The organism is Paenibacillus sp. FSL H7-0326 (assembly GCF_001955535.1).
GTDB lineage: Bacteria > Bacillota > Bacilli > Paenibacillales > Paenibacillaceae > Paenibacillus > Paenibacillus shunpengii.
The window spans coordinates 137,499-150,385 of record NZ_MPVN01000006.1; the positions used below are offsets into that span (position 1 = coordinate 137,499).

The following is a 12,887-nucleotide window of genomic DNA, read 5'->3' on the forward strand; positions in this document are numbered from 1 at the left end:
CTAAAGGGTTGTACACTCTATGACACTTAAACCTAAATTGATGTTGTTCAGTCATATCAGCAGTACTCAGAGTATCACCGGGGCTGAGAAGCTGCTCCTCAGCTTCTGTAGGCAAATGGAATCCTATTTTGATTGTGTACTGGTTGTACCCTGTGAAGGAATTATCGCACGAATGGCAAGAGAGGCTGAGATCCGAGTCATCATTCAGCCTTATGAGCTTCTCCACTATATGTATATTCCTTATGAGCAGCTGAGAGAGGACGCTGCCGAGTTAATGCTGCATCCTTCTTCCCAGGAAGTTGTGCAATTGCTTCATGAAGAAAATCCACACCTCATCGTCTCCAATACCTGTGTAAATGTTATCCCGGTAATGGCTGCCCGCATACTTGGCATTCCTGCCATCTGGAAGCTCACTGAAATCATTCAAACCAATCCTTACACGGCTGAGGCTATACAGTTCATTGATGAGCATAGTGATTGGGTGATTGCCATCTCTCATGCCGTTACTGAGCCGCTTATGCACAGCTCGATCCCTTCGAAACTAACTGTATTGCCTCCTACCTGGAATGAAGCTCTTGCCGCACCAGATGAATGGGAAGGTCTGCGTCAGACTCAGCGGAAGACGCTGGGGCTGACCCCCGGACATTTTTGTATCGGATATATTTCCTCATTTATATATGAAGCAAAGGGTCTTAAGCCTTTTATTCAATCCGCGCTCTTGTTATGCGAACGATTCCCCCACACCCGGTTCTGGGTGATCGGTACAGCAGTGGATATGGCCTATTATGAGGAGTGCATATCTCTAATTCAGCAGTCAGGATTTGCTCATCAATTTTTATTCACGGATTTCATTGAAGATGTGAGCTGCGCATACAGCGCGATGGATCTAGCAGTCATTCCGAGCCTGGTAAAAGAGGGGTTTGGCATGACGGCCCTTGAGAGCATGTACTTCGCCAAGCCTGTTGTTGCCTTTCAGCAGGGTGGGCTTGCAGAATTGATGGAATCTGTAGACAACGGACACTTCCTTGTCGTCCCTGGCGATACGGAAGAGCTTGCCGCCAAGATGATTCCATTCATCACTAATCGGAAGGAGTCTGCGCGGACAGGTCAGCATAATCATTCCAAGACTGTGCAGATGTATGGACCTGCAGCGTATGAGAAGCGAACTGCGAGCATGGTGCAGCAGTGGGTTACTTTGTTCCCCGATTGGTTTTCTGACCTGCATTCAGAAAGGAACATCCTCTCTCTGCAGGCTTACCAAGCCGCAAATCAGCCTTCTCCAACCAAAAGAAAACGAAGAAAAAAAACAAAGCGGTCGTCATCTCTCCTCTTGAAATCAAAACCGCGTGCGAAGGGCAAAAAACGCATAACAGCTATCACTAGAAAAAAACGCTCGCGGACCAAGATCAGGGTGCAAAAGCAGAGAAAGCGAGCTCGCAAGGCTCGATAAGGAGGGAAGCAACATGAAGATACTGACAGTGCTCGGAACAAGACCGGAGATTATTCGCCTAAGTCTAATCATTCCCAAGCTGGATAAGTATGCCAGTCGACATATCCTTGTGCACACCGGACAAAATTTCACGGAAAGTCTAAGCGGTCAATTCTTCAAAGAACTGGGCTTACGAACTCCTGATTATGTATTGCAGGATAAGGCAGCCTCTCTAGGACGTCAGCTCTCAGCAATGTTCGAGCAGCTGGAGTCGATCCTCGTCAAAGAGAAGCCGGACAAAATTCTGCTTCTGGGTGATACGAACAGTGCATTATCGGCCATTCTTGCCGAGCGAATGGGAATTCCAGTGGTGCATATGGAAGCGGGAAACCGCTGCTTCGATCTGGATGTCCCTGAAGAGAAGAATCGGCGGGTTATTGATGCCATATCAACCATTAATATGCCGTATACCGAGCAGAGCAAGAATCATCTTATACGTGAAGGTGTTCCGAGTCAGCGAATCGTATTGACAGGCAATCCCATTTACGAAGTGATGAAGCATTATGAAGCACAAACGATGGCCAGTGATATTATGACGAAGCTGGGACTCAAGTCAGGACAATACTTTCTTGTCACCGCTCATCGGGCGGAAAACGTAGATGTACCCCACAATCTTGAACAAATTATGGAAGGATTAAATAAGGTAGCGGCAGTGCACGGCCAGCGTATTATATGCAGTATTCATCCCCGAACGAGAGCCAGAATTAAAGAGCATCTTAAGCTGGAAATGCATCCATTAGTAGAATTTTATGAGCCCTTCGGCTTCTTTGATTTTTTGATGCTTGAAATGAACGCTAGATGTGCCATGACGGACAGCGGTACAGTGCAGGAGGAATGCTGCATTATGGGGGTTCCGACCGTGACGATGCGTAAGACAACGGAGAGGCCGGAAACCATTGACTGCGGGAGCAATATTGTATCTGGAATCGATGCGAATCGGATCGGAGAATCTGTGACGCTGATGGTGGAGCTGAAGTCCAATTGGGAATGCCCGAAGGGATACCTGGTTCAGGATGTATCGGATAAAGTCGTCAAATTTCTACTTGGAGGGAAACTGCATGTTTGAAAATCAATGAATCCTTGTGACAGGCGGGACAGGATCATGGGGACACGAACTGATACGCCAGCTCTTAACCATGAATCCGAGAGAGGTTATTGTATATTCACGAGGAGAATCAAGCCAGGTGGCAATGAGCCGTGAATTTGAAGATGAGCGCCTCAAATTTTGTATCGGCGATATTCGGGATAAGGATGCGCTGATTGCTGCTTGCCGCGGAATCGACTATGTATACCATTTGGCTGCGTTGAAGCATGTGCCTGTGTGTGAGGATCAGCCTTATGAAGCATTAAAAACAAATGTAATTGGTACGCAAAATGTCATTGAAGCAGCGGTTGAGAATCAAGTTAAAAAGGTGATTTACATCTCCACAGATAAAGCGGCAAATCCATCCAATTTCTACGGCATGACGAAGGCAATCGGCGAGAAATTAATCGTTTACGCCAACTTGCTTCATAGCAGCACAGCCTTTGTTACCGTGCGGGGCGGAAATGTGCTTGGTACGAACGGAAGTGTGGTGCATCTGTTCAAGGATCAAATACGCAATAAAGGGATGGTGTCCATCACTGACATGCGTATGACGCGCTTCTTCCTTACGCTGCGGGATGCCATTTCGCTCCTGTTCAAGGCTTCTATAGAAAGTGTTGGCGGTGAAATCTTTGTCATGACCATGCCGACCTGCAAAATTGTAGATCTGGCCGAGGTGCTCATTGAAGATGCGGGAGTTCCTGATGTCCAGATCGTCGAGCGCGGGACTCGTCCGGGTGAGAAGATTCATGAAATACTGATGAGTGAGTTCGAGAGCAGAACAACGGTTGTCTATGATGATCAATATCTCGTTATTCTACCGACACTAAATCTGCCGGTACTCAAAGAGAGATACAAGGACTCCGAACCTGTAACCTTCTCCAGCTTTAGCTCCGAGTTTAATCTGATGACGAAAGAGGAAATCCGTGAAATCCTGCAGCGCGGGGGGTTTCTTGCATGAAATTACTCATCGTAGGCGGACATGGAATGGCAGGCCATATGCTGGTTCAGTATTTCAAGAAGCAAGGCCGGCATGCTGTCTTCTATACGTCACGTGATAAGAAGGATCCTCATAGTCTGATCCTTGATGTGAATGACATCCACAGCGTGGATTTACTGGTTAAGGCAGTGCGCCCGGATATGATCATTAACGCGGTAGGCATTCTGAATCATCATGCGGATAGAGACATTATTCAGGCTTACCATGTAAATGGATTTCTACCGCACCGGCTTGCCGCACTTGCGGATCAGATCGATGCACGGATGATCCATATCAGCACGGATTGTGTATTCAAGGGAGATGGAACAGGCCAATATACAGAGGATGCGGTTACTGACGGCGATACAGTCTATGCGATTACCAAAGCACTCGGAGAAGTTCGTTCTCCGAGTCATCTTACCATTCGCACCTCTATTATAGGTCCTGAAATACGAAAACATGGTATCGGGCTTATGCATTGGTTCTTGAATCAGAAGGGAGTCGTGCAAGGCTATACGAACGTGAGATGGAACGGAGTGACTACACTTGAACTGGCCAAGGCAGTGGATCATTATATGCAATCTGACACTTCCGGTCTGATCCATCTAGCGCACGAAGAGCCAGTTTCAAAGTATGAGCTGCTTCTGCTGTTCAAAGAAATATGGCAGGCAACAGATACAGTCATTGTACCGAGCGGCAAAATGATTCAGGATCGGACTTTGGCGGTGACACGGCAAGATGCAAAGTGGTCTATGCCATCGTATTCCGACATGCTGAAGGAGCTGGCGGAATGGACGAAAATACACTAAAGAATAAAGCTGTGCTGGTCACTGGTGCATCAGGATTTACGGGCAGACACGCGGTAGACCTGTTAATACGTCTGGGTGCCAATGTAACTGCAGTGCTTCGTACAGCTTCCGGCATCGTCCTTCCTGACCAGGCACATATCTACAGATGTGATCTTGAAGATCGGCATTCCGTTCATCAGCTGATACAGAGCACGAAACCAGACTATGTGCTTCACTTGGCAGGACAGAATTCCGTTCCATCCTCATGGTCAGATCCGCTGACAACGATCCAGACGAATGTGATGTCTCCGCTGTATTTGCTTGATGCGCTGCGGGAAATACCTCACTGCCGGATCGTTGTTATCGGTTCCCGTCTGAAATATACTCCGGAGGCCGGCAGTCCACCTGCACCTCCGCATCCTTACAGCCTCAGCAAATATGTCGAAGAGATCGTTACATTGGCATGGACTCATTTATATCGGCAGCACATTATATATGCGGAGCCTGGAAATTTAATAGGCCCGGGTCCTTCCACAGGCATCTGTGCATTACTCGCCAGGCATGTTGCCTCTGCGGAAGGAGGGAACAATCCTGATCCATTCCGGTTATCTTCGCCGGAAGATCGACGCGATTTTCTCGATGTCAGAGATGCGGTTTCAGCGTATGTCTTATTGCTGCAAAAAGGAGTGCCGGGCGTCATTTATCCCGTTGTCTCCGGCAAAGAGCGAACACTCGGTGAAGTGGCTGAGCTCATGCTGTCTCAAGCTGCCGGAGAGGTGCCTGTCGTATGGGGCTCACCAACCTCCGGGCCTGGAGGAGCGTCAAGCGAGTCTCATCCCTATCACGCTTTACTATCCGAGTTGGGATGGGCGCCTCAAATTCCTTTTGCGAAGTCTATACAGGATATCCTTAATGATGCCCGCCATAAGGAGAGAGGAGGAGCTGCATGAAGGATCAGCCTTTGGTTACCATCGTGATCCCCTTTTTTAACTGCCCTTACATTCCCCATGCTATTCAGAGCGCGCTGGAACAGACCTACTCTTCTACGGAAGTCATTGTCGTTGATGACGGCTCAACGGTGCATACCGATCTAATTCATCCTTATATGCCCTATATTTATTATCTTGGTAAACAAAACGGTGGAACAGCGACAGCGCTGAATCATGGAATTCGGTATGCCTCAGGCGAATATGTCGTATGGCTGAGCTCTGATGACATCATGTACCCAGAGAAGGTTGCTGAGCAAGTTCGTATGATGCAGGAGACTGGCGCTTCTATATCCCATACCAATTTTAATTTTATCGACGAGAATGGAAACGTCATCCAATATCGGGCCGGTACTTCACCCATGACGAGAGAGGAAATGCTTCGTATGTTTCTCTTGGGCAATCCGGTGAATGGTTGTACAGTGATGTTTCACAAATCTATCTTTCAAACCGTCGGCTTGTTCGACGAATCGTTACGGTATACCCACGATTATGACTTGTGGAACCGTGTATTGCTTGCAGGATACTCCATGCCTTATATGATTAAGCCGCTCACTGGATATCGCAGGCATCAGGGGATGGGCACCCTGCGTCACGGCGATGTGATATCTCAAGAGATTAGCATGATTAAAGCCAAGTACCAGGATCGTATAAGAGCGCAGAGCTAGCCCATGCTAGAAGGCTCTCATTCGGTCCTGCGGGAAAGGAGTGATCCCCTACATTATGTATAAGGAGCTAGAGCAAGCTGATTTTCTCCCCCTATTATGTGAACTGCTGAGGTTCTCAGATAGTGTGCTGGATATTGGAAGCGGTCCGGGCTATTTACTTGAATATTATGAATCCAGAATTATCGTGGCACTAGAAATTCACCGTCCTTATCTGGAGCATCGAGCGAATCTGTCCCCACATATTATCCCGATTAACTGGGATGCAAGAAAAATAGGCCAATTGTTTGTCAACAAATCGTTCTCCACAATTACGATGATTGATTCTCTTGAACACTTTACGAAAAAAGACGGAATCAAATTGCTGCAGCAAGCGGAACAGATTGCAAAGCACCGCATTATCATCTTTACACCAAGAGGATATTTTCCACAGTCAGGTGTGGATCATTATAAATTGAATGGTGAAATGTATCAGAAGCATTACAGCGGCTGGGATGAGCAAGAGCTGCTTGCGCTGGGATATCATGTGATTGTCCTTAAGGGATTTCATGATCTCGGTAATCCTTCCTTCGAGACTTCTTTCCATACGGAGCATAAAGCAATGGATGCGATTCTTGCCTGGAAAACACTAGATACCTAGTGATTCGGATGGAATAGGATCCTTCCGTGTAATTCGTTTATATTGATACAAAAAGCGAGGTGATTCGTTATGAGGGCGAAGCTTCCTAGAGTATCTATTGTTATTCCGGTGTATAACTGCAGATATGTACATGAAGCGATTGAGAGTGCCTTGAATCAGACCTATCCTAATGTAGAGGTCATTGTAGTGGATGATGGGTCGACGGAGCACAAGGAGCTTGTTACTCCCTATATGGATCAGATCCGATATATACCCAAGATCAATGGAGGTACAGCAACGGCTCTAAACACGGGGATCGTGCATGCGACAGGAGATTATTTTGCCTGGCTGAGCAGTGATGATGAATTTGTGCCTCAGAAGGTCGAACAGCAGCTCGATTTCATGCTGAGGCGTAACCTGTCCTTCAGCCATTCTGCTTATAGCTATATTAACCATCTCAGTGAAGAGATTGGTGAAGTATATCCAGAGCTTGGCACGCGAGCAGAAATGGTGAAGACGCTCCTGATTGGCTGCCCAATCAATGGATGCACCGTCATGCTGGATATGAAAGTGTTTGAGAAGGTCGGCCTGTTCAGTCCTGTGTTCCGATATGCCAATGACTATGAAATGTGGCTTAGAGTCCTTCCCCATTATGACCTCGACATCATTAACAAGCCTCTAGTCCGCTACCGCGTACACGACGATATGGGAACCTTCAAGCACCATGAGGCTATAGAAATTGAGAAGCAAATGATCCAAGCTCTGCACAGGACGTCATTACTGTCCTTAATATGATCTATAGGGAGGTGAAGGTGTGCGTTTTATTTTTCCTGTATATACACTATGCCGAGGCGGAGCTCAGCGTATGCTCACGGAGCTGGCCAATCGGCTGGTAACCATCGGGCATGAGGTCGTAGTGGTAATGCCGAAGTACGGTGTTGTTGAATATGAGCTGAAGGCCAATCTGATTCAAACAGGAGATGATTCGCTGCTGGCACATCATATTCCAGCTGGCGATGTAATTCTGTCCAATTTCTATACAACGGCCTATCCTGCTCAGCAAGCAAGTGAAGAGGGAAAAGGACTGCATATTCGTTTATCACTATGCTACGAACCGACTTTTCTCCAAGACAATCAGTATTCTTTCCCTTCTTACAATCTGACACCCAATCTGCTTGTCTTGTCCCGATGGCAGCAGGATGTGATCTACTTAAATCATGGGATCAAGGGTCGTATCATTCCTGTAGGCGTGAACAGTTTCTTTCACAACATGAACATCCGTGAGCATCTGAATATGCCGCTTAATATCACTTCCATCTATCGGAAGGAAGAAGGGGATTTCTCCTGGCATCGGGAGCAGAAATATTTGCTCAGCCAGCTGGATATTGTAAAGGCCCTTCATCCTGAAGTGGTCATTAACCTTGTTACACCGCCAGGTGAGTATGCAGATTCAAAGGATATACAGCAGCTGCAGGCATCTGGTAAATATCGGCTATACACCCCGGTGAATGACGAAGAGCTTCGATTCCATTACAACCAGACGGACATCTATGTAAGCTCTGGCTCGTATGACAGCGGATCCCTGCCTGGACTCGAAGCTATGCGGTGCGGTGCAGCACTTGTCACCTCATATTCTGGAGGAAATACTGAATATGCGGTTCATGAACGAAATTGTCTAATGTCCTACCGTTACGAGAACCGGCTTGCACAGGATATCATTCGGCTTATTGAGGACCCGGCACTACGCCACAGACTTGCGGTGCGAGGCGAACAGGATTCTTATGTGTTCACATGGGAACGGAGCTACAGCGAGTTTGAACGTGTTGTGAACGATATTGTCAGCCGTTCGCTGCTGAAATGACCATTTTATATTCAAATGACAGAAGTCCAAACTAGATTAGATTATAGATCTGAATGGCATCCTGCAGATGATGGGGCTCGGAATGGGCATTGCCGTCCGCTCCTGCTGTAATTAGAATATATTCCTCGCCGCTGATGACAGCATAAGTCGCCAGACATAAGCCTGCCCGCTCGGTATAACCCGTTTTACCGCCCTTAATTTCTCCGTTTGCCAGCTTCATTTGGTCTGACTGATCTGCAAGGGTGCTGTATATCGTTATGCCATCAGGATGCAGGGAGCTGGCACTCGTGCTGTATCGGGTCGTCGTAAATATTTCCTTGAATTGTTTATTGCGAAGAGCATATTTCAATAAAATGGTCAGGTCATCAATGGTAGAATAGTGTTCCTCATCATGCAGCCCTGTCGGATTAGTAAAATGCGTGTTTCGCATTCCGAGCTCGGCTGCTTTTTTGTTCATTTGGGCCACGAATTGTTCCTCCGAGGAGGAAACAAACTGTTCGAGAGCTCCAGAAGTTTCCTCCGAGGAGGAAACAAACTGTTCGAGAGCTCCAGAAGTTTCCTCCGAGGAGGAAACAAACTGTGCAAGAGCTACAGAAGCCTCCGCTCCCGATGGCAGCAAGATACCATAGAGCAGATCAATGGCCTTTACGTCTTCATGCGGCAGAAATCCGGCCATCGCCGCACCTTCAGACACCAGGGGAGGAAATGTTTCAGCACGTAGCTGAACGGTCTCTTCTAGATTGGACAGGCTTTCTATAGCCAGGATGGCTGTCATGATCTTCGTGAGGGAAGCGGGGTATATTTTCTCTTCGGAATTAACATTCAGCAAAGCTTCGTTGTCAGCAAGACGTACCAGTTTGGCGTTCGAGCTGTACAGCTCATAAGGCACGATCGCATCCGGAGTATTTCTAGTATTCTGGAACCAGCGATTTGCGGCGCGATCCATCTGTTGAAGCACACCTTCCCAATCCGCAAGAAGCAGGATGGTGATGATAAGCAGGATCATCCCTTTGATCGAGCTTCGTTTTTTCTTTTTCTTCGTGTTCGACATGCTAAAAAACAACTCCTTTACATAGCAGTGCTTCTAGGGTGTTGCGAGCCGCGCAAGTGTGGACTCGGGAGCACTACTTACATTCAATCATGTAAGAGGGAGTTGTTTTTTTAATTTTTTCTGGTCAAGTTCTTAAGAATTTCTTAAGATCGTCCCGGAAGCTTTACAATAAACATCGTATGTGAGTTCTCACTGCTCGCAGTGATGGTTCCGCCATGCGCATTCACAATCTCCTTGGCGATGGCAAGTCCAAGTCCGGCTCCGCCGGTAGCCGAGGATCTGGCGGTATCCAGCCTGTAGAATTTCTCAAATATCGTGTTCAGCTTATGGGGAGGAATCGTCTCACCCACATTGGCGAAGGTGATGACCACCGCACCTTGCTGCTTCACGGCGGTTACAGCGACATTCGTACCTGAGTAGCTGTAATGGATGGCATTCTTCATGATGTTGTTGAACACTCGCGCAAGCTTGTCCGGGTCACCATGCAGTGTCAGCTGCTCATCTACCTGTACGGATACGGTAAGCTCATGCTCTGCCAGCATCGGATGGAACTCATCGGCAATTTGCATTAGCATCATAGAGAGACTGATATCCATCTGCTCAAGTATAATCTTCTGCAGATTAAAGCGGGTAATATCAAAGAATTCATTGATGAGCTGTTCCAGACGGTATGCCTTCTCAAGTGTAATGTTCACGTACTTGGCCTTCTGCTCCATCGGCATATCCTGAGCTTCATCCAGCAGACTAAGATATCCGATAATGGACGTAAGCGGTGTTTTGATATCATGGGCGAGATAGACAACCAGGTCATTTTTTCGCTGCTCCGCCTCCTGGGCATCCTTCATTCTTTTTTTGAGCGTGTCCTTCACCAGATTCATCTTACGCTCAACCACTTCAAGCTCTGGAGATAGGGTGATAGGCTCGTCCGATTCCTCGACCAGCTTATCCATGCTCCGGTTGATTTCGTTAAAATAATGGGTTGCTCTGCTCAGTGTCCAATAGAAGATCAAGAACAGCAGCAGTATAAAGAAGATCCCGAGTATCAGATCCTTGTTCTGCTGAAATATAAGGTAGTACAGCTGGACTGCCGTTTTGTACTCAATATTTAGAACAACCTCTGCAAATCGGATGAATGCATCGGCAAAAGGAGCCTCAAGCACACCGTCAATCAGAATGTTTTTGGCTGCAAATCCGATAATAGCCGTTAGAACCGCGGTAAGAAGAATTTGAGTGATTATTTTGTTTTTGAGCTTACGAAAATCATCCTTCAACCTTATAACCTACTCCCCAGACCGTTTTAATATACTTGGGCTTGTCCATATGATCATTCATTTTCTCACGAAGATGTCTGATGTGAACCATTACGGTATTGTTGTTTGTGTAATATTTCTCTCCCCACACTTCCTGGAAGATTTGTTCGGAGCTCAGCACCTGACCTCGGTTAGCGCATAACATCCAGAGGATGGAGAACTCCGTCGGTGTGAGGGAGATCAGCTTCTCGTTCAAATAGCATTCGTGGGTATTCTTATTGAGAACCAGACCGGAGAAGGCAATGATTTTATCTTCATCCGTATGCGGATTCTCCAAATTGTACTTCGTAAACCGCCGGAGCTGAGCTTTGACACGGGCAACGAGCTCCAGCGGTCGAAACGGCTTGGTTACATAATCATCAGCACCTAGTGTCAGTCCCGTAATTTTATCGATTTCTTCTTCCTTCGCTGTAAGCATAATGATCGGGAAGTGGTGCTTCTCTCGAATCTGCTGGCAAATATCAAAACCGCTTATATCTGGAATCATAACATCAAGGATGGCTAGATTCAGCTTGTTTTGCTGGATACAGTCCAGAGCTTCCTTACCGCTGTAAAATTTATAAACCTCGTAGTTCTCCGCTTTTAGGTATAGCTCTACCAAATCAGCGATTTCCTTTTCATCGTCTACAACTAGAATCTTTGTGCTCATGGGAACCACCTTTACTTCATATAAGCTATCTTTATTCATTGTCTTATTTTAACCATAGCTTGATCAGAAAGCGAATCCTGCCTTTAGAACGAACCAATGCCCTGTCGTCATGACGAACAGGGCGTCACTGTTCGTCAGTGATTAAAAAATAGAGAGTGCATTCATCATTTGTCTAAAGGAGACCGCATAGGCGCTGCCTGAAAAATGGTTAACAAGATGCTCCCTGCCTGCACGCTGAATATGTTCTCGAAGAGCCTGGTTATTCATAAGCTCGATCGCCTCGGCAGCAGCCTGCTCGATATTGCCGAGTGAATAGAATTTACCCGTCTGATTGTGGGTGATGAAAGCCCTCACGCCATCAGAATCGGAACTAAGTACAGGTAAACCGCAGCTGATGGCTTCTGCAACGGCATAACCGAATCCTTCCATAATGGAAGTAGACAGCATAATACCACCCGATCTTGCGGCCATAGAATAATATTGCGGCATCATATTATTCGGAATGTTGCTGAAGATGCCGATCTTATCCTCCAGATCTAGTGCCTTTAGTGTATCGTAAAATTGCTGCTCGTCGGTCGGCACCGCGAGTGTGGGATCATGGAATACCCATATCTTGGCATTTGGCTTGTGCTGAATGATACGGTGGCTGATATGAAGGAACTCCCGCCAGTTCTTATTGTGCTCAAGTCTTCCAATCCACATAATCGCTGGATAGGGCGGTATATCGGTATTCATCGGTGTGAATGTGGTTGTATCCAGCATGTTTGGAATGATAAAACGATGCATAAATGGACAAATCTCCGCAAATAACTGCTGAAGATGGGCTGTAGGGGGGATGAGTACAGCGTTGGCATGTGCTTGAAGATAAGGCATGGCTGTACATATCGTCTCAATCGCAGCTTCTCTCGTACCGAGACCCTGCGCTTCATAAATGATACGCCCCCTGTAATCCAGTACAAGCCGGAGCCGTTCCACCATGTTGATGTCGGATGTGACGATGATTGCATCATACTGCTGCTGGTTTAATAGAGATTTGATCTCTTCATCAAGATTGGTAATGAATACGGTACCGGTATTATTCTGCATACCTGTCCCTGGCTTAAGGTACAGGGTATGGGCTTCAATGCCGTGCTGATTCAGCACAGAGCATCGCAAACGGTTAAGTGTTTCCACACCTCCGCTTGGAATAAAGAAAGTAAAGAGGACTTTCAAGGCAGATCCCTCCTGCAGTTTCTTATACGCCAGGTAGATAGAACGAAGAAGAAATGGGCGGTGGTAGGTTATCGTATTTGTCCGTATCCATTTAGTTCGTCTATCTAAAGTACGTGGTAGACCTGTATAGAGTGTGGGCTGAGAACTACTCGTTCACAATTTGGACATATTTTTTTAAGGATTCTTTTAAATTC

At 46.8% G+C, this 12,887-nt stretch carries 13 protein-coding genes; 9 read left to right on the top strand and 4 right to left on the bottom strand.

Annotated elements, in window-relative coordinates; all coding sequences use genetic code 11:
* Positions 1–19: 19 nt before the first annotated feature.
* From BK126_RS24255 to BK126_RS24295, 9 genes are all read left to right on the top strand, one after another.
* Positions 20–1,450 (top strand): glycosyltransferase family 4 protein, encoded by a 1,431-nt coding sequence (locus BK126_RS24255; protein WP_076315075.1) that lies wholly within the window; start codon positions 20–22, stop codon positions 1,448–1,450.
* Between the two features lie 13 nt (positions 1,451–1,463).
* Positions 1,464–2,555 carry a non-hydrolyzing UDP-N-acetylglucosamine 2-epimerase gene (gene wecB / locus BK126_RS24260; RefSeq protein WP_076315076.1) on the top strand — a complete coding sequence of 364 codons (1,092 nt, stop codon included), beginning with the start codon at positions 1,464–1,466 and terminating at the stop codon, positions 2,553–2,555.
* Between the two features lie 10 nt (positions 2,556–2,565).
* Positions 2,566–3,534: a polysaccharide biosynthesis protein gene (locus BK126_RS24265; RefSeq protein ID WP_256703033.1), complete on the top strand. Its 969-nt coding sequence runs from the start codon at positions 2,566–2,568 to the stop codon at positions 3,532–3,534.
* Entirely contained in the window at positions 3,531–4,361 is an 831-nt protein-coding gene (locus tag BK126_RS24270; protein ID WP_076315077.1) for an SDR family oxidoreductase, read from the top strand. Before BK126_RS24265 ends, BK126_RS24270 begins: the two co-directional genes overlap by 4 nt.
* The gene (locus BK126_RS24275) at positions 4,343–5,290 is read left to right on the top strand and encodes an NAD-dependent epimerase/dehydratase family protein (protein WP_076315078.1); all 948 of its coding nucleotides are present in this window, start codon (positions 4,343–4,345) and stop codon (positions 5,288–5,290) included. Before BK126_RS24270 ends, BK126_RS24275 begins: the two co-directional genes overlap by 19 nt.
* The gene (locus BK126_RS24280; protein WP_076315079.1) at positions 5,287–5,994 is read left to right on the top strand and encodes a glycosyltransferase; all 708 of its coding nucleotides are present in this window, start codon (positions 5,287–5,289) and stop codon (positions 5,992–5,994) included. Before BK126_RS24275 ends, BK126_RS24280 begins: the two co-directional genes overlap by 4 nt.
* A 55-nt stretch (positions 5,995–6,049) precedes the next feature.
* On the top strand, positions 6,050–6,631 hold the full coding sequence (locus BK126_RS24285) for a class I SAM-dependent methyltransferase (RefSeq protein WP_076315080.1): 582 nt from the start codon (positions 6,050–6,052) through the stop codon (positions 6,629–6,631).
* Between the two features lie 69 nt (positions 6,632–6,700).
* Positions 6,701–7,405: a glycosyltransferase family 2 protein gene (locus BK126_RS24290; RefSeq protein WP_076315081.1), complete on the top strand. Its 705-nt coding sequence runs from the start codon at positions 6,701–6,703 to the stop codon at positions 7,403–7,405.
* A gap of 19 nt (positions 7,406–7,424) precedes the next feature.
* Positions 7,425–8,471: a glycosyltransferase family 4 protein gene (locus BK126_RS24295; protein ID WP_076315082.1), complete on the top strand. Its 1,047-nt coding sequence runs from the start codon at positions 7,425–7,427 to the stop codon at positions 8,469–8,471.
* A gap of 31 nt (positions 8,472–8,502) precedes the next feature.
* On the opposite strand, the gene BK126_RS24300 is transcribed toward BK126_RS24295, so the two are convergent.
* The 4 genes from BK126_RS24300 to BK126_RS24315 form a co-directional block, all read right to left on the bottom strand.
* The gene (locus BK126_RS24300) at positions 8,503–9,522 is read right to left on the bottom strand and encodes a D-alanyl-D-alanine carboxypeptidase family protein (RefSeq protein WP_076315083.1); all 1,020 of its coding nucleotides are present in this window, start codon (positions 9,520–9,522) and stop codon (positions 8,503–8,505) included.
* A gap of 143 nt (positions 9,523–9,665) precedes the next feature.
* The gene (vanS, locus tag BK126_RS24305; protein ID WP_076315084.1) at positions 9,666–10,793 is read right to left on the bottom strand and encodes a vancomycin resistance histidine kinase VanS; all 1,128 of its coding nucleotides are present in this window, start codon (positions 10,791–10,793) and stop codon (positions 9,666–9,668) included.
* On the bottom strand, positions 10,783–11,481 hold the full coding sequence (gene vanR, locus BK126_RS24310; RefSeq protein ID WP_076315085.1) for a VanR-ABDEGLN family response regulator transcription factor: 699 nt from the start codon (positions 11,479–11,481) through the stop codon (positions 10,783–10,785). The genes vanS and vanR overlap by 11 nt, the downstream gene beginning before the upstream one ends.
* A 141-nt stretch (positions 11,482–11,622) precedes the next feature.
* Positions 11,623–12,693, bottom strand: coding sequence for a glycosyltransferase family 4 protein (locus BK126_RS24315; RefSeq protein ID WP_083656166.1), 1,071 nt, complete (start codon positions 12,691–12,693; stop codon positions 11,623–11,625).
* Positions 12,694–12,887 lie beyond the last annotated feature (194 nt).

Bases quoted from the DNA above. Each gene is read 5' to 3' on its own strand.
- wecB (WP_076315076.1), top strand. From the start codon at position 1,464: ATGAAGATACTGACAGTGCTCGGAACAAGACCGGAGATTATTCGCCTA.
- BK126_RS24275 (WP_076315078.1), top strand. From the start codon at position 4,343: ATGGACGAAAATACACTAAAGAATAAAGCTGTGCTGGTCACTGGTGCA.
- BK126_RS24255 (WP_076315075.1), top strand. From the start codon at position 20: ATGACACTTAAACCTAAATTGATGTTGTTCAGTCATATCAGCAGTACT.
- BK126_RS24285 (WP_076315080.1), top strand. From the start codon at position 6,050: ATGTATAAGGAGCTAGAGCAAGCTGATTTTCTCCCCCTATTATGTGAA.
- BK126_RS24270 (WP_076315077.1), top strand. From the start codon at position 3,531: ATGAAATTACTCATCGTAGGCGGACATGGAATGGCAGGCCATATGCTG.
- vanR (WP_076315085.1), bottom strand. From the start codon at position 11,481: ATGAGCACAAAGATTCTAGTTGTAGACGATGAAAAGGAAATCGCTGAT.
- BK126_RS24300 (WP_076315083.1), bottom strand. From the start codon at position 9,522: ATGTCGAACACGAAGAAAAAGAAAAAACGAAGCTCGATCAAAGGGATG.
- BK126_RS24280 (WP_076315079.1), top strand. From the start codon at position 5,287: ATGAAGGATCAGCCTTTGGTTACCATCGTGATCCCCTTTTTTAACTGC.
- BK126_RS24290 (WP_076315081.1), top strand. From the start codon at position 6,701: ATGAGGGCGAAGCTTCCTAGAGTATCTATTGTTATTCCGGTGTATAAC.